16 protein-coding genes and 1 other annotated feature are annotated in these 21,028 nt (G+C 43.4%); of the genes, 14 read left to right on the top strand and 2 right to left on the bottom strand.

The genetic code is table 11. From position 1 onward, the window contains the following. Positions 1–12 precede the first annotated feature (12 nt). The 14 genes from purD (at position 13) to argH (ending at position 19,058) form a co-directional block, all read left to right on the top strand. Entirely contained in the window at positions 13–1,275 is a 1,263-nt protein-coding gene (purD, locus tag ACSYSH_RS05355) for a phosphoribosylamine--glycine ligase (RefSeq protein WP_491702235.1), read from the top strand. Positions 1,276–1,285: 10 nt separating this feature from the next. Then, positions 1,286–2,953, top strand: coding sequence for a formate--tetrahydrofolate ligase (locus ACSYSH_RS05360; RefSeq protein WP_491702234.1), 1,668 nt, complete (start codon positions 1,286–1,288; stop codon positions 2,951–2,953). A 522-nt stretch (positions 2,954–3,475) separates the two neighbouring features. Further along, positions 3,476–4,579: a PTS sugar transporter subunit IIC gene (locus tag ACSYSH_RS05365; RefSeq protein WP_252774419.1), complete on the top strand. Its 1,104-nt coding sequence runs from the start codon at positions 3,476–3,478 to the stop codon at positions 4,577–4,579. Positions 4,580–4,862: 283 nt separating this feature from the next. Further along, the gene (locus tag ACSYSH_RS05370; protein ID WP_420842373.1) at positions 4,863–6,029 is read left to right on the top strand and encodes a PTS sugar transporter subunit IIC; all 1,167 of its coding nucleotides are present in this window, start codon (positions 4,863–4,865) and stop codon (positions 6,027–6,029) included. Between the two features lie 492 nt (positions 6,030–6,521). Further along, a complete protein-coding gene (locus ACSYSH_RS05375) occupies positions 6,522–7,853 on the top strand; it encodes an SLC45 family MFS transporter (RefSeq protein ID WP_491702233.1) in 1,332 nt (443 codons plus the stop codon). A 14-nt stretch (positions 7,854–7,867) separates the two neighbouring features. Beyond that, entirely contained in the window at positions 7,868–10,063 is a 2,196-nt protein-coding gene (locus ACSYSH_RS05380) for a glycoside hydrolase family 65 protein (RefSeq protein ID WP_491702232.1), read from the top strand. Between the two features lie 45 nt (positions 10,064–10,108). Beyond that, entirely contained in the window at positions 10,109–10,801 is a 693-nt protein-coding gene (pgmB, locus tag ACSYSH_RS05385; RefSeq protein ID WP_491702231.1) for a beta-phosphoglucomutase, read from the top strand. A 363-nt stretch (positions 10,802–11,164) separates the two neighbouring features. After that, a complete protein-coding gene (locus ACSYSH_RS05390) occupies positions 11,165–11,680 on the top strand; it encodes a TetR/AcrR family transcriptional regulator (protein ID WP_491702230.1) in 516 nt (171 codons plus the stop codon). 1 nt (position 11,681) lies between these two features. After that, positions 11,682–12,734 carry an ABC transporter permease gene (locus ACSYSH_RS05395; protein WP_489816184.1) on the top strand — a complete coding sequence of 351 codons (1,053 nt, stop codon included), beginning with the start codon at positions 11,682–11,684 and terminating at the stop codon, positions 12,732–12,734. A gap of 4 nt (positions 12,735–12,738) precedes the next feature. Further along, the gene (locus ACSYSH_RS05400; protein WP_252773273.1) at positions 12,739–13,413 is read left to right on the top strand and encodes an ABC transporter ATP-binding protein; all 675 of its coding nucleotides are present in this window, start codon (positions 12,739–12,741) and stop codon (positions 13,411–13,413) included. Positions 13,414–13,850: 437 nt separating this feature from the next. Then, positions 13,851–14,078: a binding site (T-box leader), on the top strand. Between the two features lie 58 nt (positions 14,079–14,136). Next, positions 14,137–15,600: an ABC transporter substrate-binding protein/permease gene (locus ACSYSH_RS05405; RefSeq protein ID WP_252773272.1), complete on the top strand. Its 1,464-nt coding sequence runs from the start codon at positions 14,137–14,139 to the stop codon at positions 15,598–15,600. Then, a complete protein-coding gene (locus tag ACSYSH_RS05410; protein WP_491702229.1) occupies positions 15,593–16,336 on the top strand; it encodes an amino acid ABC transporter ATP-binding protein in 744 nt (247 codons plus the stop codon). The genes ACSYSH_RS05405 and ACSYSH_RS05410 overlap by 8 nt, the downstream gene beginning before the upstream one ends. 113 nt (positions 16,337–16,449) lie before the next feature. Further along, on the top strand, positions 16,450–17,664 hold the full coding sequence (locus ACSYSH_RS05415) for an argininosuccinate synthase (protein ID WP_491702228.1): 1,215 nt from the start codon (positions 16,450–16,452) through the stop codon (positions 17,662–17,664). Between the two features lie 11 nt (positions 17,665–17,675). Next, positions 17,676–19,058 carry an argininosuccinate lyase gene (gene argH / locus ACSYSH_RS05420; RefSeq protein ID WP_491702227.1) on the top strand — a complete coding sequence of 461 codons (1,383 nt, stop codon included), beginning with the start codon at positions 17,676–17,678 and terminating at the stop codon, positions 19,056–19,058. Between the two features lie 139 nt (positions 19,059–19,197). On the opposite strand, the gene ACSYSH_RS05425 is transcribed toward argH, so the two are convergent. Both ACSYSH_RS05425 and ACSYSH_RS05430 read right to left on the bottom strand, forming a co-directional pair. Then, positions 19,198–20,109, bottom strand: a complete 912-nt coding sequence (locus ACSYSH_RS05425; RefSeq protein ID WP_491702226.1) for a metal ABC transporter solute-binding protein, Zn/Mn family — start codon at positions 20,107–20,109, stop codon at positions 19,198–19,200. Beyond that, positions 20,106–21,023 carry a LysR family transcriptional regulator gene (locus tag ACSYSH_RS05430; RefSeq protein ID WP_252773267.1) on the bottom strand — a complete coding sequence of 306 codons (918 nt, stop codon included), beginning with the start codon at positions 21,021–21,023 and terminating at the stop codon, positions 20,106–20,108. The genes ACSYSH_RS05425 and ACSYSH_RS05430 overlap by 4 nt, the downstream gene beginning before the upstream one ends. Between the last annotated feature and the right edge of the window lie 5 nt (positions 21,024–21,028).

Raw genomic sequence — 21,028 nt, forward strand, 5'->3', positions numbered from 1 at the left:
GGAACAATCGTTATGGCAAAGGTATTAGTAATTGGTTCAGGTGCACGTGAACATGCGCTCGCCCAAACATTTTTGAGAAGTCCCCAGGTCGATGAAGTTTTCGTAGCGCCTGGTAATGATGGCATGCAGGAAGAAAACCTGACTCGGTTACCCATTGGAGCAAACGACTTAGACACCTTGGTGCAGGCTGCTCAAGAGCAACAGGTCGATTTGACCTTCGTTGGCAACGAAGATCCTTTGATTTTAGGGATTGTCGACCGTTTTGAGGCCGCCGGTTTGAAGATTTTTGGCCCCAATGCCGTTGCTGCACAATTGGAAGGGTCAAAGACCTTTGCCAAGGAAGTTTTAACCACTAACCAAATTCCAACGGCTAAGGCTGTTACGGTGACAAGCCAAGACGAAGCCAAGACAGCGATTGCAAATTTTGATTGGCCAATGGTTTTTAAGCTTGATGGGTTGGCCCTTGGTAAGGGGGTTACGATTATTGAAGACCAATCGAGCGCCGATGAATATCTGCAAAGCTTGTATCAGAAAGACCCGGTTGCTAAATTAGTGATTGAGGAATTCTTGAACGGTGTTGAATTTTCCATCTTTTCCTTAGTCGGCCAAGATGGCCGGGTTGTGCATACACCAATGGCCCAAGACCATAAGCGTCGTTATGACCATGACCGTGGACAAAATACTGGTGGGATGGGGGCCTATAGCCCACTTTCTTGGTTGCGTCCAGCAGATGCGAAACAGGCAGTTGATGAATTAGTAATGCCCATGTTAGCCGCTATGGCTGATCGGGGAACACCCTTTACCGGTGTCTTATATACCGGAGTGATGTTAACTGCAGCCGGGCCAAAGGTGATTGAGTTTAACGTTCGCTTTGGTGATCCAGAGGCCCAGGTGGTCTTGCCTCAGCTCCAATCTGATTTTTATCAATTGATTTTGGATTTGCTAGCAGGTAAAAAGCCCGAAGTACACTGGCAAAGCGATGATGTATACTTAGGGGTGGTATTGGCTGCGCCAGGCTATCCACAGGCACCCGAAAAGGGTGGTGTGGTACCAACGACGGTCGAGTTGTCACCATTGACGGTCCATTATGCTGGTGCTAAACTTGCTGAAAATGGCTTGGTTGCTAGCGGAGGTCGTGTGGCCACGGTTGTTGGTCATGGCGAGGACACGGTGCGTGCGCAAGCCTTAGTATATGATGTTTTGGATAAGACCCATGGTGACTTAGTTTACCGTCATGACATTGGTCATTGGGCGGTTGACTTAGCGAAAGAATGAGGATGTGCGAGTGAAAACAGATATCGAAATTGCACAAGAAGCGGTTGTTCAACCAATCGGCGAGATTGCTGAAAAAGTAGGCTTGAAAGCGCATGAAATTGAACCTTACGGCTATGATAAGGCTAAGATTAACCTAGATAAAAGCGTTGATCGTCAATCAGACTTGGGCAAGCTGATTTTGGTAACGTCGATTAATCCGACACCAGCTGGTGAAGGAAAGTCAACTGTAACGGTTGGCTTGGCGGATGCCTTAAGCCTGGCTGGACAAAAGACCATGATTGCCTTGCGGGAGCCTTCTTTAGGACCAGTAATGGGTCTCAAGGGTGGGGCAACCGGTGGCGGTTACTCACAAGTGATTCCAATGGCTGATATCAACTTGCATTTTACTGGTGATTTCCACGCCCTGACTAGTGCCCATAATACGTTAGCGGCAGCGATGGATAATAGTATTTACCAAGGTAACCCGTTAAAGATTGATCCACGTCGCATTTTGTGGAAGCGGGTTTTAGATATTAATGATCGCGCTTTGCGGCACACAACGATTGGTCTTGGTGGACCCACCTCGGGTGTGCCGCGTGAAGATGGCTTTGATATTACGGTTGCTTCCGAGTTGATGGCTATCTTGACACTATCAACTGATTTGCAAGACTTGAAACAGCGAATTGAAAAAATTGTCGTCGCCTATAATTATGATAAAAAACCGGTAACGGTTGCTGACTTAGGTGTGGCTGGTGCCCTGACAGTCCTCTTGAAAGACGCGATTAAACCAAACTTGGTCCAAACGTTGGCCCACACACCAGCTATTATTCATGGCGGTCCCTTTGCCAATATTGCCCAGGGAACAAACTCAGTTTTGGCAACGAAGACGGCATTGCAGCTGGCGGATTATGTTGTCACGGAAGCTGGATTCGGTGCGGACCTTGGTGGTGAAAAGTTTATGGACATCAAGGTGCCAAAGCTTGGTAAGGCACCCGATGCGGTTGTCGTTGTTGCGACCGTCCGTGCTTTGAAACATCACGGTGGTGCCGCATTAGCTGATTTGAACCAAGAAGACCTGCTGGCTTTAAAGGGCGGCTTGGAAAACCTTGGTCAAAACATTAAGGCCATGCAACGCTATGGTCGCCCAGTTTTGGTCGCCGTGAACCGGTTTACGGCTGATACCGACGCTGAAATTAAGTTGATCGAGGACTTTGTGGCAACGCTTGGTGCCCAGGTCTTCTTGGCCGATGTGTGGGCACAAGGCGGTGCTGGCGCCCAGGACCTCGCCCAAGCGGTGATTGAAACCAGCGCCCAGGCGGATGCTGATTTTACCCCACTGTACCAGGAAGATGCGCCTGCATTAGAGAAGTTGCAGGCCATTGTTGAAAATATTTACGGCGGCGTAGCTGTCGAACTATCTGCTAAAGCGGAAAAGCAATTGACGGGCTTTGCGCAATACGGTTGGGATAAATTGCCAATCGTGATGGCGAAGACGCAATACTCGCTTTCTGATGATCCGAAGAAATTAGGTGCACCAAAGGACTTTACGGTTCATATCCGTGAGTTTGTACCTAAGCTTGGCGCAGGATTCTTAGTGGCCCTGACTGGGTCCATTTTGACTATGCCTGGTTTGCCAAAGCATCCGGCCGCCTTGGATATCGATATCGATGAAAACGGCCAGATTACCGGTTTGTTCTAATGATATCAATGATGAAAGGTTTTGTTTTGGCTAGCCTTTTTCTTACTTAAGCTGGCGGTGGCCGCAAAATTAGGTGCACGATTAATAAAAAGGTTTCTGAATTTTCAGAAACCTTTTGTACTGATGTGGTGATACGACCAACGTGTTGGTCGTATTTTATAAGCGATTAATAAAAAAAATAAAATTAGTGTTGACTCATCAAATTCTCATGTTATAATAAAATCATTATTAAACAAGACGAAGAAAGAAAGGCGGTTTCACTGATGAAGAATATTATGAATCAAAGTCAAATCGCCCAATCTCAATTCGCGTTGTTGCTCAGCTTGCTAATGTACTCCTAGTAAGTTGATTTTTGAGTTTGTCAGCTACTGGGAGGAAACTTCCAGTAGCTGCTTGGGCAAAAGGCCCCGGCAGTGTAAAACTGCCGGGGCCTTTTTTATTTAGTAAAGGAGAGAAGCGATGGACATTAGTCGTCAAGCAAAGATTGAGGAAGACGTAGCTGATTTTGAAAAGGCCGAAGCAATGGTGGTCAATCAAAATGAAGGGAAACAGGACAAAGAGTCCGTGAAGGAGATGGTTTATAACGTTAGTGCGGCGGTTTCAAACGCCATCTTGGTTACTTTGGGGATGGGCTTGTTGTTGCAAACGATTGCCGGCTTCATTCACTGGGCACCAATGATTCAGTTGGGGGCGATTACGAAAATCATTTTGCCGGCTGCCTTTGGTGCTGCCATTGCTTCACAACTAAAGACGAATACGATGGTGATGTTTTCAGCGATGGCTGCCTCAACGGTTGGCGCAAACGCCGTTTTCTTTACTACTTCAAGCATGAAGCTGGCAACGGTGACAGGATTTTCGAGTGCACAGGCGGTTGGATCAACCGTTATCACGACCGGACAACCAATTTCAGCCGTTTTGGCTGGTTTGATTGCCGTCCTCTTTGGTAAGTGGTTGTCTGGTAAAACACCGTTAGATATGGTGATTGTGCCAGCCTTGACGACGATTGTCGGAACGGTATCTGGTTACTACTTAGCAATTGTGACTACACCAATTCTGGTTAAGATGGGTGAAATGATTACAGCAAGTATTGCAGTTAATCCTGTTATTGGGACGGCTTGTGTGGCCATGGTCTTCGGGGCATTGACAATGACGCCTGCTTCTGCAGCTGCTTTGGCGGTAGCGATTGGTGCCACCGGTGTTAGCTCACCTGAAGCAGCTGGTGCAATTTTGATTGGGACGACGGCTGTCTTTGTTTCTTATCCGGCGATGTCCTTCCATGAAAATAAGATTGGGGCAACAATTGCCCAAGGAATTGTTACTCCGAAAATCCAGTTTCCCAACATTATTAAGAACCCAATGTTGCTGATTCCGCCAATGGTAGGCGCAGCAATTGCGGCACCAATTGCAACAATTGGCTTCCATATTACCGTACCATTTGCAATGGCAGGAATTGGCTTCAACTCCTTCATCGTTCCTTTGGCTCTTTTCGGTCGAGGCATGACAGTCTTTGGTGCATACATGGTCTTCGGCGTGGTAGTGCCAGTGGTGGTTTCCTTCATTCTGTATCGAATCATGCATAAAATTGGTTGGATCAAGTCAGGCCAAACCCATCTGGAAATGGTTTAATGAAATTATCAAAATTAGTGTTGACTAATAAAATTCTAATGTTATAATTAATTTATCATATAAAGAAGAGCAGAAAAGAGGGTAAAGATTATGTACAAGTTCATGCAAACAAATCAGGCCCAATCACAAGTCATTATTATTATCAGCTTACTAAACAATTAAACTAGTAGGTTGGTTTTAAGTGCACCGGTTACTAGTTCTTAGTAACTGAGTGTTAAAGGTCCTAACGCTTAGCGTTAGGACCTTTTTTATTTGCGATTGGTTAAGAGAAAAAAGGGGAATGATGCATATGGATGCACGAGTAACAGAAGACAAAGTTCAAGAAGATGTTTTGGACTTTGAAAAATCAGAAACAGCTGTTGAAGCAGCTCCAAAAGATCAAGAAACATTAAAAGAGAAAGTTTATAACGTTAGTGCGGCGATTTCAAATGCGATCCTGGTCACGCTGGGAATGGGATTTTTGATGCAGTCAATCGGTGGCTTGACTCATTGGCCAGTACTGGTGCAATTAGGTTTGATTGCTAAGGTTATGTTGCCGGCTGCCTTTGGCGTGGCAGTTGCCTCACAGTTAAAGACAAATACCATGGTGATGTTCTCAGCGATGGCTGCTGCAACGGTTGGTGCTAACGCGGCCTTTTTCACGACGACGACGATGAAATTATCAACGGTGACTGGCTTTGCGAGTGTGCAAGCCCCGGGTTCGATTGTTTTGACGACAGGACAACCAATTTCAGCGGTTATGGCTGCTGTGGTAGCCGTTCTCTTTGGAAAGTGGTTAACTGGTAAAACGCCGTTAGATATGATTATCGTGCCGGCATTAACGACGCTGGTTGGAACTGTTTCAGGTTACTACCTGGCTCGTGTGACGACGCCCCTCTTAGTTGGAATGGGTAAAGGTATTGCTGCTACTGTTAGTTGGAGTCCAGTTGTTGGAACAGCATTGGTTGCCATGTTGTTCGCTGTCTTCTTGATGTCACCAGCATCATCAGCAGCTTTAGCGGTGGCCATCGGGGCAACTGGTGTTAGTTCACCAATGGGTGCTGGTGCCATGCTAGTTGGAACGGCTGCTATGTTTGCGGCTTATCCTGCGATGTCTTTCCACGAAAACAAGCCAGGAACCTTTATCGCACAGGCTTTCGTGACGCCTAAGATCCAGTTCCCAAACTTGGTCCGCAATCCATGGCTCTTCTTACCACCAGTTGTATCAGCAGCTGTCTGTGCACCAATTGCTGCCGTTGCCTTTCATTTGACGGTGCCATTCTCTTTGGCGGGAATGGGCTTGACTTCATTAATTGTGCCACTTGATTTGGCAACGAAGAATCCCGGGATGTTGGGAACCTTCCTAGTCTTTGGAGTTGTTTTGCCTGCCTTGATGTCCTTCTTGCTGTACCGTGTTCTCTTAAAGATGGGCTTGGTCAAGAGCGGTCAAACGCACTTGGATGTTATCTAATTTCACCGTAAAGGTTGTAGAAACCCCAGAATTTAGACAAATTCTGGGGTTTTATACTGTCTAAATTAGTCATTGTCGACAAAGTCAATCAGTGATTATCCGTGAAAAAATCCATTAGTATTGCAGGGTTCCAATCCAAGGTTCATGAATTCAAACAGTGATAGTTAGATTAGGATTGTGATTGTGTTAACCGTGACCAGTGGACACAGTCTGAATCAGTCACTGTCGTGAAAAGAAAAACATAACTAACAATGATGGAGCGGGCAAGTTTCAGTGGTACGTAAAAATAAGAACATTCTTTTGGCGTTTCATAGTGAAGGTTAGCGCTAGTAGAAAGTCACTTGAAAAGAAAAATTTAAAATGTTTTGTTTTTATCATTTTATTTTAAAAATAAACATTTTTTCAGGAAAAGAAAAACGCTTACAAAAAAGTGTAAGCGCTTTCAGAAAAAGATGCTATAATCAAATTACAAAAGATAAGGAGGAAATCTTTATGGAAAACTATCAACATGAATTACCTGTTCTAGAAAAGAAACAAATATTTAATCTTACCTTTGGATATTTTGGATTAAATATGGCCTTTTTTTTACAAACATCACAGATGAGTAGAATATTCCAAACCATCGGAACGGATCCTACTAAATTAGGTTGGTTCTTTATTTTACCGCCATTAGCAGGGATGATTGTTCAACCCATTGTCGGTAGAATGTCCGATAAGACTTGGAATCGATTTGGCAGACGGCTGCCATATTTGATATTCGGAGCAATTATTTCAGCTTTGGTTTTGATTCTTTTACCCAATGCTGGTTCGTTAGGATTTGGGTATGGATCTTCGACCGCTTTAATCTTTGGAGCTGTTAGCATCATGATGTTAGATGTTTCTGCTAATATGTGCCAACAACCATTTAAGATGTTAATTGGTGACATGGTTAATGAACGACAAGAGGATAAAGCATGGTCGTTACAAAATATTTATTCGAATGCGGGAGGAATGTTGGCCGCTATCCTACCAGCTGTAATTACGATTATTGGCTTCTCCAATATTGCGCCGAAGGGTGAGGTTCCAGCCAGTGTTAAGATTTCTTTTTATCTGGGGGCAATCATTATTATGGCAACGACGTTCTATACAATTATGAATGTCAAAGAATATAACCCGCAAGATTATCAGCAGTATCATGGATTGAAAAAAAATAAAAATGAAAAAACACCAAGCTTTATTTCACTCTTAAAAAACGCTCCATCAATTTTTTGGGAACTTTCTGCTGTGATGTTGTTTAGTTTTATTTCTGTTCAATTTGTTTGGACTTATAGTACTGGCGCATTAGCAGAAAATGTGTGGCATACGACAGATCCAGCTAGTGTTGGCTTCCAAGCGGCTGGCAATTGGAATGGTATTTTAACTTTTGTGCAGTCATTAACCGGTGTGCTTTGGGGAACTTTAGTTTTGGCTCAACTAAAACCGTCAAAGCGATGGGGGGCACTCTTCTTTGCACTGATTTTAGGCGGAATTGGCTTGATGATGCTGTTTTTCATCTCGACTAAAATGTTAACAATCGTGCCATTTGCTTTATTTGGCATTATGTATATAACGATTGGAACGGAAGCTTTTGCAATGATTACAAGTGGTATTAAGGGCGAAAATGAAGGGGCCTATTTAGGTTTGTTTAATTGGCAAATCTGTATTCCTCAAATTATCGCCTCCGTTTCGAGCTTTGCAATTTTCCCTATGGTACACAAATCGATGAGTGCAATGATGTTGATTGCAGGAATTTCAGCTTTAGTAGCAGCAGTAATGATTAGATTTGTCAAAACGGTCAATGATTAATGAGGAGTAGTGTGATGAATGGTCAGCAGATGGTTTTAAAATTAAACGATATTAGTTCTAAAAAACATGGAAATCTTGCCGCTATATTTTCTTTGTCAAACGGATATGTTGGCATACAAGCTAGTAATCCAATTAATGGGTCAAATGATACCGGTACTTTAGTTAACGGTTTTTTTGAATATAGTCCAATCACATATGGTGAAGCCGCCGCGTTTTATCCAAAAAATAATCAAACGATTGTTCCGGTCTTAAATCTGAGAAAAATCATTTTGCTAGATGAAAATCATCATCGGTTTGATACTGCCACAATCAAAGATATTTCCCTCAATTTGGAGAACGGACAATTACACGAAGTTTATGAAGTCAGTAATCAAGCTCATAAAAAAATCGAAATGACAGTGGTTTCAGCCATTGATCAAAAGAATTTATCTTTTTATGGGATTAAATTTTCTTTTAAGCCGCTTTCGTACAAAGGAAAATTAATAGTTGATAAACGTTTTAAATTGGACGCAATCAGTGAAGCTGCTGATATTGGGGCACAGGAGGATCCACGGAAAACACGCAGAGTTAATAGTGCAGCAAAGCAGATTATTGCTAGTGCTGATGATCGAGAAATACTAAAAATCGCAACAAAAAAATCCAATCAATCAATCACAATTCAAGGACGTTCAATATCCGAAAAATTGTTAACTGAACGTGATTTAACAACAAGTTTTGACCTCACTTATATCTATCAAGTTAGTAAAGGAGATGAAAATAAGGTTGTTCCAATAGAGCAACATAGTTTTGTAAAGATAAAAGAGAATAGCCATCAGTTCTGGGAAAAAGTTTGGCAACAAAGTGCAGTAATGATTTCAGGTAACGATGAGATCAACTTGGCTCTCCACTTTAATATTTTCCAATTAAATCAGGCTGCAGGGAGGGATGGGCACACTAATATTGCCGCTAAAGGCTTAACTGGTCCTGGCTATGAAGGACATACTTTTTGGGACACAGAAATGTATATGATGCCCTATTTTATTTATACGAATCCAGAAATTGCTAAAAGTCTGTTAATTTATCGATATCATACGTTAGCTTTTGCAAGGAAACGGGCGCGGGAATTAGGTGTTGATAGTGGTGCATTGTTTGCTTGGCGATCAATTAATGGCGAAGAAACATCAGCATATTATCCAGCAAGTACAGCAGCATACCATCTTAACGGGGATATAGCCTATGCAATTGGGAAATACTATGAAGCCACTGACGATGATGAATTCATGGAAAAATACGGTTTCGAAATTCTACTCGAAACAGCTCGGTTTTGGAGAGAATTCGGGTCATGGACAGAGAAAAATGGGCAAAAAAAGTTTGAATTCTTGACGGTTACCGGCCCAGATGAGTACACGGCAATGGTCGATAATAATTATTTTACTAATCGAATGGCTGAAAATAACCTTCAACTGGCCTACACAGTGGGGCACAAATTAGCGGTATCAAATCCGAAAATATTATTAAAATTAAATACCTCCGAAAATGAGCTACGTCAATTCCAACATCTTTCGACCAATATATATTTTCCAAGAAATACGCAATATGCTATTAATGCCCAGGATGATAGTTTCTTCAGTAAACCAATCTGGCCGTTTCAAACGACCCCAAATTCGCAATATCCGTTACTGCTGCACTATCATCCACTTCATATTTATCGCTATCAAGTTAATAAGCAAGCCGACACCATCCTTGCTGATTTCTTATTTCCGGAAACAATCACTGAATCCCAACTTGGCAGAGAATTTGATTATTATGAAAAAATTACGACACATGATTCTTCCTTGTCTCGCTCAATCTTTAGTGCAGTAGCTGCCAGAATGGGGAACGTGAAGAAGGCATATAGTTATTTTTCTGATACTGTTCGGATGGATTTAATTGACCTTCAAGGAAATACAGAAGACGGATTACATTTGGCTAATTTGGGTGGGAGCTGGCTCGATGTTGTTCAAGGATTTGCCGGTATGCAAGTAACCGCTCAAGGTATTCTGAAAATATTGCCACATCTACCAGAAGAATGGAATTCATTTGAATTTAGATTAATGTTTAAAAAACGGTTACTAAAGTTTGTAATCGATCAGCAGACAACAGAAATTACCTTGATAAATGGTGACCCATTGGAAGTTATTATTAATCAAAAAAAATACACCTTATCGAAAATAATCAAAATTAATAATTAAGGCAATCAAATGGGAAAGTACCGCTAGCAATGGAGGGAATAAAAAGTGAAGTTTGAGGATATCAAGGGAGTTATTTTTGATTTAGATGGTGTTATTTCGAATACATCGCGGCTGCATAATGTTGCATGGCAGCAGGTGGCCAAGCAAGTCGGAGCACAATGGACGGAGAGTCTTTCGAATAACTTGAAAGGAGTTAGTCGACAGGATTCACTCGAATTAATTTTACAAGCGGTACCTGCTGACCACCAATATAATGAAAGGGAAAAGCAAGAATTAGCCAATGATAAAAATAAGCATTATTTAAGGTTAGTTGATAATATGACTAAAAATGATATTCTACCCGGAATTGTCCCGTTTTTAGAAAGTTTAAAACACAACAATTATCAATTGGCTTTAGCATCGGCATCCAAAAATTCGTCAAGGGTATTAGAAAAAATAGGGCTGAGTCATTATTTTTCTGAGATTGTTGACCCGCAAAAATTATCTAAGGGAAAACCAGATCCGGAAATCTTTACAACGGCAGCAAAATTATTAAGCCTTAAACCAGATCAATGCATAGGTATTGAAGATGCTGCAATGGGAATACAAGCGATTAACGCAGCTAATATTTTTTCAATCGGTATTGGTGAGCAAGATATTTTAAAAGATGCTGGCATCGTTTTTGAAAATACTAACTTGTTAACATTAAACAATATCCGAGAATATTTTGAACAAAGAGAACTGCGACAAACAATTTAAAAATAGATTTTCATGGCCAGACTATACAGTTATGATATTGACGTGAAGGTTGTCATTTTTCAGGTAATAATAGCTGTTAAGTTTATCCATTTTAGAGTAACGGTCGATCATGAATTAACTCGTTATTGTTTCAATATTTGGTCAGGTTCTTTTTAATAAGCCACTATGTTGGCTTATTTTTTTGCTTTTTTTAAATAAAAATGAAATTTAGTGAGGTTGCCTAACAGCAACGAACGACTAAGTTATTCAGCAAAACAAGGGCGGGTGTTCAAGAGCGAATTACGATTTATTGTTGACAGTGTGTCATAAACGAGTAAACTAGAGAATGAATAATGACACGGTGTCATTTTAGGGAGGATAAAAGTGCCAAAACCAACATTTTTAAACTTAAATGCAGACAAAAAGGAAAAAATTAGTCAGGTTCTCTTAGAGGAATTTTCGACCTCTTCGCTCTTAGACGCCAATGTTAACAATATTGTCAAAGCGGCCGGAATTGCTCGCGGATCTTTTTATACTTACTTTGCTGACCTAGAAGATGCCTACCGCTACACGTTGGGCCAGGTGATGGCGACGATTCATGAGGGTTTTGTTGGGGATACCCCATTTCAAGCGACTCGATCTTTTATTGACCGAGTGGAACAAAATCCGTATTACGCCTTTTTAAGTAATTATTATGTCGTTGATGAGGCTATTTTGGCTGCTCATCACCAAGAAACCAGCAGTAAAAACTGGGACCAAGCGACGGCTGATTTGCCACAATGGCTGGCCAACGTTGCCGTTCACCATTTGATTCGCGAATATTTTTTAGCACCAACCGACAAAGAGCAAATTTTGGCCTTATTAGATGCCTTGTCAGGCTGGAACAAGCAGGAGGTTTAAGATGTTTTTAGCATGGCATGAAATTAAAAAAGAAAAGTTACGTTACGGGTTGATCGTAGCAGTCATTGCGATGATTGCCTATTTAATTTTTATTCTAAGTGCCTTAGCACTTGGGTTGGCCAACGAAAATACGGCGGCGGTGAATAGTTGGCAGACCAAATCAGTGGTGTTGAGTAAAGATGCTAACGGCGACCTTAGTCAGTCCTTGTTGACGCAAGCAGATGCTGACCGGGTTTTGGGAAAGCGGGCTGATTTACTCGCCTTAACCCCAGGCATCTTAAAGAAGGGTGAGCTCCGCGACTCGGCGATGTTTATTGGCTTGAGTAAAAACAGTCAGGTGGCCCAGAGTATTTCGTTGACAAAGGGCCGCTTGTGGCAAACTAAGAATGAAGTTGTCATTTCTAGTAAGTTGGCCAATCAGGGGATCAAGTTAGGGCAGCAATTAACCCTAGGGCTGCAAAGTCAGCCCCTAACGGTTGTCGGTTTTGCCAAAAATGCGGAATATAATATGGCACCAGTTGTATATGGCGACCAGTCACAGTGGGCTGCCATTAAGGGGACAACTGCTCAATTTGTTGGTTCAGGCTTTGTTAGCCGGGGAAAACTGACCGTGCGTGACGGGAACTTACAGGTAGTTACGAAGGCGGCATTGTTTGAAAAAATGCCTGGTTATAGTGCGCAAAATAAGACTTTCGTGTTGATGATTGCCTTTTTGATCCTGATTTCAGTTGTGATTGTGGCCATCTTCCTCTATATTTTGACGGTGCAGAAGATGGAAAACTTTGCTGTCTTACGGGCACAGGGAATTCCGGTTAGCTATTTAGTGTTAAACACTTTGTCGCAAACCATTTTAATGATGGGTGTAGCGGTAGTTGTTAGCATGGCCTTGGCTCTCGGCACGAGTGCTATTATGCCAGCAGCGGTGCCAATGTTCTTTAACTTTAGTTTGATTGGTCTGACAGGCTTGGCTTTGGTTGTTATGGGGCTATTGGGTGCTGTGATTCCGATGCGGTTGATTGCTAAAATTGATCCAGTAACAGTGATTGGAGGATAAGTACATGGAAAATTTAGTACTACAGCAAGTGAATAAGACCTTCGGTCACGGGTTAAATCAGGTTCAAGCGCTGCAGGGTGTCGATTTTATTGCCAACCGTGGTGAGCTCACGCTGATTTTGGGGCCATCTGGTTCCGGGAAAAGTACCCTGCTGACGATTTTAGGTGGCTTACAACGTCCAACTAAAGGGAAAGTTTTGATTAATGGTCAAGATATTAGCCGGTTAACTGGCAAAGAAGCTGACCGCTTTCGGTTAGATCATATTGGCTTTGTGCTTCAATCCTATAATTTAGTGCCGTATTTGACGGTCAAGGAACAATTCGCTTTAGTGGATAAGGTTAAAAAAACCGAAAACTTGTCACCAGCAGCTATGGATGGTTATTTAGAACGACTGGGAATTACGCAGTTATTAGATAAGTATCCGGGTGAGTTGTCCGGTGGGCAAACGCAGCGGGTGGCAATCGCGCGGGCATTGTATGCGGATCCTGATTTTATTTTGGCCGATGAACCAACGGCTGCTTTGGATAGCGAGCGGGTGGCAGAGGTTGGTCAACTTTTTCAGGAAATTGCTCGACGTGAAAATAAGGCCGTGGTCGTCGTTACGCATGATTTACGGTTAAAAGAAGATGCTGATCGAATTTACGAATTAGTCGATGGTCGTATAAAGGGATCAAATTAGAAAAGTTTCGTTAAAATCCGTGTCAATTAGAAGGTCGGTTCTTTGTTCTAATTTGATTAGGAAGTAAAAGAAAAATAGAAAAAGGCGAACCCGGTTGATGGTCTTCGCCTTTTTATTTCAATCACAAAAGTGATCGTGCCATTCCTTGTTTTAATTTAGTAAAACAAAAAAACTATGTTTTAAAGAGAAGTTTGCAAGTTATAACTTAGCTAACTAAGCAAATGCGCTAGCATAAAATGATCTTCAGAACGGTCAGTAAATTTTTTTGGAGTGATTAATTCTAATAAAGTTCTTTTAAATTAAAATAAGCAAATGTTTTTCCATGATCATTTCCCTTAAAATCAGCTTTTTTACCTAAAAAGAACGAATAAAACGAAAAAAATTTGCAAAAACTCTTGCAAGATTAGGTTTCAGTGCTATAATTATTAAAAACTAATAATAAAATGTTAATTAGGAAGTAGTAATCTCCGTTTTGTAGCTCAGTGAAGTGTTGGTTGGTGTGAAACACGTACAGGCGAAGATGAACGTCACCTATAGTTGTATGCGATGAAAACCATACTGGGCGCTCCCATTACAGAGCTGACGATTGGAAGTTTAGATCGAATAATGAGAGATACCCTTTTTGGGTATAAGTAAGGTGGTACCGCGTGCAGAACGTCCTTTAGTCGAAAGACTAAAGGACGTTTTTTTATTGGTTAGGAAAAAAGGGAAGAGGACGAGAAGATGAAGAACATAACGAAGTGGTTGCAACAAGCATTCATCACAATCACTATTTTGGTTGTCGCCGGATTAGGCATGACCCAAGTGGCCCACGCTGATGATGGTTTGCAAAAGATTAAAAAAGCGGGAGTGATGAAGGTAGCAATTTCGCCGGATTACCCACCATACGAATTCCAGGTGAACAAAAACGGCACTTCAACTGATGTTGGAATGGACGTTGACATTGTCAAGCAGATTGCCAAGGACCTGGGCGTGAAATTAGAAATCAAAAACATGGACTTTAGTTCTGTCTTGGTTGCCGTCCAAACCGGCAAGGTTGACATGGCCATTGGGGGAATCAACCCAACCGACGAACGTCGTCAAAGCGTCGACTTTTCAAAGATTTATTACAACGGTGGCCAAAGCTTTTTGATTAGTAAGACAAACGCTGCGAAATATAAGACAGCTAGTGATTTACAGGGAACTAAGATTGGCGCCCAAACTGGAACCTTGCAATACGATTTGGCGCAACAAAAAATTTCGGGAGCCACGGTTGTGGGGATGGACAAGACACCAAACCTGATTTTTGCCTTGAAGACCAACAAGGTAGCAGCTGTTGGGGTTGAGAAGCCAGTGGCCCAAGCTTACGTTGCTAATGACAAAGATTTGAAGATGATTGATTCCGGTTACCAGTTGGACATCAACCAAACCGGTGCAGCGATTGCCTTTGCTAAGGGAAACCCTGAATTGGTAGCAGCAGTCAACAAGTCGATCGATAAGATTGAGGACCATGGCTGGATTAATACTTACTTGAAGAATGCCGGTAAGAACATGTCCGAAAATACGGTGGACACGTCAATGCTGCGCTACTGGCACTATTTCTATAGTGGCTTCTTAAACACCACCTTAATTGCTTTTGTTTCAGTTGCCTTTGGAATTATCTTAGGAATTATCTTGGCCTTGATGAAAATGTCAAAGTTTAAGGTCTTGAGCTGGCCAGCTATTTCTTACATCGAAATTGTCCGGGGAACACCAATGATGGTTCAAATCCTCTTGGTTTACTTTGGTCTTGGTGCTTTGATTAATATTCCAGCCCTAACGGCTGGTATCATCGCCGTTTCCTTGAACTCCGGTGCTTATGTTGCTGAAATTATCCGTGGTGGAATTACTTCATTGGATAAGGGACAAAAGGAAGCAGCCAAGAGTCTTGGCTTGAACCAAAAAGACACGATGCGCTTTGTGATTTTGCCACAAGCCTTTAAGAACATTTGGCCAGCATTGGGTAATGAATTTATCTCAGTCATCAAGGAAAGTTCTATTGTTTCGATCATTGGTGTGACTGATTTGGTTTATGAATTGAACATCGTCCGCGCTGACACTTACCGTGGTATTGCACCAATCGTGGTTGTCATGGTGATTTACTTCTTGATGACCTTTATCTTGACGCGGGGCTTGAACTACTTAGAAGGGAAGATGAACCATGACTAATCCATTAATTTCTGTAAAACATCTCAAAAAAGACTTCGGTGGCAATGAAGTTCTCAAAGATATTAACGGCGACATTGATGCCGGTCAGGTGGTCTGCATTATCGGCCCTTCTGGTTCTGGTAAAAGTACCTTACTTCGTTGCATCAACCAGCTGGAACGTCCAACTAGCGGTGTTGTTGATTTCAACGGTGTTGACTTAGCTCAACAATCTGATCAGGGATTGGCCAAGCTTGGTGAACAAATCGGCATGGTCTTCCAAAACTTTAATCTCTTCCCCAATATGTCGGTCTTGGCTAATTTGAAATTAGCGCCAATGCGAGTCAAGGGCATGTCCGACGAAGAAGCGACTGCCGTAGCGATGAAATACTTGACGAGTGTTGGTTTGGCTGACAAGGCTGATGCCTTCCCAAACAGTCTGTCTGGTGGGCAAAAACAACGGGTGGCCATTGCCCGTGCTCTAGCAATGCAGCCTCAGGTTTTGTTCTTCGACGAACCGACTTCTGCCTTGGACCCTGAAAATGTCGGTGAAGTCCTCAAGGTCATGAAGTCATTGGCGGATGGCAAGATGACCATGGTGGTCGTCACCCACGAAATGAACTTCGCCAAGCAGGTCGCTGATGAAATCTGGTTTATGGCTGATGGTGTGATTCAAGAAAAGAATACACCGAACGAGTTGTTTGGCCATCCACAAAATCCAAAGACCCAGGACTTTATTAGTAAAGTTTTGGCTGATTAAAAAGAGGAACTAAACTGTGGCAGTCGGTGCGAATAACTAAGTGGCTGATTCGAAGACCAGTAGTTATTCCAAATAAACAAGTGAAATTGATGGAAAAATAGAGGAGAAACAAAATGACAAAGAAAATTGTATTGGCATATTCAGGTGGACTCGATACTTCTGTGGCAATTCCATGGTTGATTGATAAGGGCTATGAAGTCATTGCCGTTGTCTTGGACGTTGGTCAAGGCGGCAAGGACTTGGATGAAATTCAAAAGAAGGGCCTTCAAGTTGGCGCAGCTCAGTCAATCGTTGTTGATGGTAAGGAAGAATTTGCCAACGAATACGTTGCCCCAGTAATCAAGGCCAATGCCTTGTATGAAGGTGCCTATCCTTTGGTTTCAGCACTTTCACGGCCATTGATTATTAAGAAATTAGTTGAAATTGCCCATGAAAACGGGGCCGATGCAATTGCTCACGGCTCAACTGGTAAGGGCAACGACCAGGTTCGTTTCGAAGCAGCGATTCATGCCTTGGATCCTGATTTGGCCATCGAAGCCCCAATCCGTGACTTTCACTGGTCACGTGAAGAAGAGATCGATTACGCCAAGGACCACAATGTTCCGGTGCCAATTGGTAAGCAATCACCATACTCGATTGATGCCAATCTGTGGGGCCGGGCCAACGAAGCCGGTATCCTCGAAGACCCTTGGAACATTGCCCCCGATGATGCTTGGGGCATGACGGTTGCACCAGAAGAGGCACCAGAAGAAGCGACATTTTTGGACTTGACCTTTGAAGAAGGGTTGCCGGTCGCCCTTGATGGGGAAAAGATGACCTTGGCGCAGTTGATTGTCAAGTTAAATCAGATTGCTGGCGCAAATGGTATCGGCCGGATTGACAAAATTGAAAACCGTTTGGTTGGCATTAAGTCTCGTGAGGTTTATGAAGCACCAGCCGCAGCCGTGATTATGGCTGCCCACAAGGATTTGGAAGACCTGACCCTGGAGCGTGACGTTGCGCACTACAAACCTTTATTGGAACAGAAGGTGACGGATTTGATTTACAACGCACTGTGGATTACGCCACTCTTTGATGCCTTGCAGGCCTTCATGGATCAGACACAACAGGTTGTCAACGGCACGGTGAAGATGAAGCTCTACAAGGGCCAAGCCGTTGCCGTTGCGCGGAAGTCTGAGGAAAACTCACTGTATAACAAAAACTTAGCCACTTATACGGCAGCCGATAGCTTTGACCAAGTTGCTGCTGGAGGCTTCATTAAGTTGTGGTCATTGCCAAGTATGGTCTTTGAGCAAGTCAACCACATCCATTCAGAACAAAAGAAATAGGAGGGAATCAAATGTCCGATAAATTATGGGGTGGCCGGTTTACCGGCAAAGCAGCAGAATGGGTCGATGAATTTGGCGCCTCAATCGGCTTTGATTATCGGTTGGCAGCCGAAGACCTGGAGGGTTCATTAGCTCACGTGAAAATGTTAGGGCAGCAAGACATTATTTCAGCTGAGGAAGCTGAACAAATTAGTGCTGGTCTCCACGCTATTCAGGCTGATTTGGCCGCTGACAAGGTGGAATTTTCCGTTGCCAATGAGGACATTCACCTGAATATCGAGTCCTTGTTGACGAAAAAAATTGGTCCGGTTGCGGGAAAGCTCCATACTGGTCGGTCACGGAATGATCAGGTGGCTACTGATTTTCATCTGTGGGTTAAGCACCGCTTGCCAGCAGTCAAGGAAGCCATCACTGAGTTGCAGCAGACCCTTCTTGATTTAGCCAAGAAACATGCGGGTGTGATTATGCCCGGCTATACGCACATGCAACACGCCCAGCCAATTAGCTATGGCCACTACCTGTTGGCCTATTTTGAGATGTTTCAACGTGACTTTGAGCGGTTTGAATTTAATGAAAAGCATACGGATATGCTTCCGCTTGGAGCTGCGGCCTTAGCTGGTACGACCTTCCCCATTGACCGCCAACTAGTGGCAGACGAATTGGGCTTTGACTCTATCTACCACAATAGTTTAGATGCGGTTTCGGACCGGGATTTTGCCCTCGAGTTTCTCTCGAACGCCTCCATTTTGATGGTCCATTTGTCACGGATGGCGGAAGAACTGATTTTGTGGGGAACCTATGAGTTCAATTACATCGAACTTTCGGATAACTTCTCAACCGGATCATCGATTATGCCTCAAAAGAAGAATGCGGACTTTGCCGAACTTGTTCGGGGAAAGACCGGGCACGTCTTTGGTAGCCTAATGGGATTGTTAACGGTGATGAAGGGGCTGCCTTTGGCCTACAATAAGGATATGCAGGAAGATAAGGCAGCCACCTTTGAGGTCATGGATACCATCTTGGCCTCCGTGAAGGTCTTTACGGGAATGTTATCAACGATGACAGTTCATGCTGATCGGATGGAAGCCGCTACGAAGGATGATTTCTCGAATGCGACTGAATTGGCCGATTATTTGGCTACGAAGGGGGTGCCATTCCGTCAGGCCCACGCTGTTGTTGGTGAGTTGGTTTTGAAGGGCATTCAGACAGGGCAAACACTCAATGAGATGTCTTTGGCTGATCTCCAAGCCGCTAATAGCCATATTGAAGAAGATGTCTATGAAGAGCTGACTTCCAAGGCGGCCGTTAACCGCCGAACTTCCCTTGGTGGTACGGCCGTTGCAAACGTTCTCCAGGAAATCAGTCGGGGACAGGAACGATTGGCAGCACGGTAGGTGGCACAAATGATTTTTGAATAACCGCTAACTTAGGGTTACTGCGCTAATTCAAACCAATAAAAAAACACCGAACGGGTTCGTTCGGTGCTCATGAGAGTGAAGGCAACCTGCCTTCGCTCTTTTTGTTTGCTGATTTTTACTTCGCAACAATTTCTTGAACTTGCTTCAATTCACTGAGTTTCCAGTCGACGTAAGAAGTTTTCTCAGGTGAAGTTTCTGTCACCTTGACGATTGGAATGTTGTTGTCCTTGGCCAACTTGACGATTTTATCAACTGTACCACCTGTGGTTTGCGTGTTGTAAACCAAAAAGGCGAGTTCGTGGTTCTTAATCTTGTTTTGAATGTCAGTCAAGACAGCTGGAGAAGGATCATTTCCTTCTTCAATGGCTTCGGCGAAATCAGTTCCGACCACGTTCGCACCTAAGGCGTCCAACATGTATTCATAGACTGGTTCAGTTTCCATGACTTCCTTACCGGCGACTGCAGATTTCAATTCGGCGATCTTGTCGGTCACTGGCTTCAGCTTTGTAGCGTAGGCCTGTGCATTGGCTTGATAATCAGCCTTGTGCTTAGGGTCCTTCTTGCTGAGCGTGTCAGCCAATCCCTGCGCGGCCTTAATCATGTTGGCTGGGTCGTTCCACAAGTGGGGGTTTGAGCCAGACTTCTTGTTTAAAATATCGTTACCAACATAGAGCACTTGGGTTGACTTCGACGTCTTGGCTAATTTCTGCAACCAAGCATCGTAGCCCAAGCCGTTTCCAAAGGCAATATCAGCCTTGGCAACCTTTTTCGCAACGGCGTTAGTTGGTTCATAATCTTCTGGTGAAACGGACTGTTTGGTAATAATGGCTGAAACATCAGCATGGTTGCCGGCAACCGTCTTGGCCAATTCGGCATAGACATTGGTTGAGGCGACAATGGTTAATTTGTCAGACTTTTTGTCATCTTTTTGACTGTTGCTTTGCCAAGCAACTAAGCTACCAGCGACAGCCAAAATCAGTACTAAGATTGTGACCACGATGGTTGTTTTCTTCTTTTGCATCATCATTCCTCCAATGGGGGTGTTCTGTGATCCGGCCAGCCAATTTTGGTGGCGGCCAAGAGCTCATCAAAAATCAGCTGTTGTTCGTCCGTTAAGACGATGTCTTTTCGGTAAGCAAAGCCGACCTTAAATATGGGCTGGTCGTCATCTGTGATTGGCAATGTGGTCACACCCGGGAAAGTCAACGCTGGGTGGTGAACCATAAAGCCAATCCCACGATTTTGTCGAATCAGGCTTAGAATTCCGTAGGGTTCCGAGGAATTAAACAAAACGTTGGCATGAAAATGGGCGGCTCGGGCCAACTGGTCGAAAGCCTGGGTATGAACGAAGTTATCTTTCAGTAAGATGAATCTTTCGTCTTTGATTTCTTCAAATGACACGGACCCTTTTTGCACCAAGGGGTAGTCGTCGGCAGCCAGAATAGCAAACGGCTGCTCGTCAAAGGGGATTAAATTAAATTCGCTTTGATCGATGTCATCGAGATAGCCGACAAAGGAAGCGTCGAGCTCACCATTTTTTAACTGGTCGATGGCTTCTTGGGCACCAACCTCGACTGTTTTCAAATGGGCGAGGGAATCGTCAGATAAGACCGTTGCAATGGCTGGAAAGTAAGCAACTTGAATAATGGGTGGCAAACCAATCAAAAGTGAGTCCTCACTGTCGCGTTTGATTTCCGTTTGGGCAACTTGGTATTGTTCCACAATTAAGGTAGCATGTTGTCGCAAAAGTTCGCCGGCATGGGTGAGTGTCACGTTTTTATGCGCAGCCTGTCGCAAAATGAGCTTGGCGCCAAGCTCTTTTTCCAACCGTTGCATCGCAAGTGAGACGGTTGGTTGAGAAATTCCAAATTTCTCAGAAACCTGAGAAAAGTTTCGGTAAGTTGCGAGGGCTAAATAGTATTGTAAATCGGTTATGCGCAAGGTTT

Source organism: Fructobacillus sp. ESL1117 (assembly GCF_058508565.1).

What these genes read in the sequence shown, in the direction of transcription:
- purD (WP_491702235.1), top strand. Translation starts at nt 13, where the DNA reads ATGGCAAAGGTATTAGTAATTGGTTCAGGTGCACGTGAACATGCGCTC.
- ACSYSH_RS05365 (WP_252774419.1), top strand. Translation starts at nt 3,476, where the DNA reads ATGGTGGTCAATCAAAATGAAGGGAAACAGGACAAAGAGTCCGTGAAG.
- ACSYSH_RS05370 (WP_420842373.1), top strand. Translation starts at nt 4,863, where the DNA reads ATGCATATGGATGCACGAGTAACAGAAGACAAAGTTCAAGAAGATGTT.
- ACSYSH_RS05375 (WP_491702233.1), top strand. Translation starts at nt 6,522, where the DNA reads ATGGAAAACTATCAACATGAATTACCTGTTCTAGAAAAGAAACAAATA.
- ACSYSH_RS05380 (WP_491702232.1), top strand. Translation starts at nt 7,868, where the DNA reads ATGAATGGTCAGCAGATGGTTTTAAAATTAAACGATATTAGTTCTAAA.
- ACSYSH_RS05395 (WP_489816184.1), top strand. Translation starts at nt 11,682, where the DNA reads ATGTTTTTAGCATGGCATGAAATTAAAAAAGAAAAGTTACGTTACGGG.
- ACSYSH_RS05400 (WP_252773273.1), top strand. Translation starts at nt 12,739, where the DNA reads ATGGAAAATTTAGTACTACAGCAAGTGAATAAGACCTTCGGTCACGGG.
- ACSYSH_RS05405 (WP_252773272.1), top strand. Translation starts at nt 14,137, where the DNA reads ATGAAGAACATAACGAAGTGGTTGCAACAAGCATTCATCACAATCACT.
- ACSYSH_RS05410 (WP_491702229.1), top strand. Translation starts at nt 15,593, where the DNA reads ATGACTAATCCATTAATTTCTGTAAAACATCTCAAAAAAGACTTCGGT.
- ACSYSH_RS05415 (WP_491702228.1), top strand. Translation starts at nt 16,450, where the DNA reads ATGACAAAGAAAATTGTATTGGCATATTCAGGTGGACTCGATACTTCT.
- argH (WP_491702227.1), top strand. Translation starts at nt 17,676, where the DNA reads ATGTCCGATAAATTATGGGGTGGCCGGTTTACCGGCAAAGCAGCAGAA.
- ACSYSH_RS05425 (WP_491702226.1), bottom strand. Translation starts at nt 20,109, where the DNA reads ATGATGATGCAAAAGAAGAAAACAACCATCGTGGTCACAATCTTAGTA.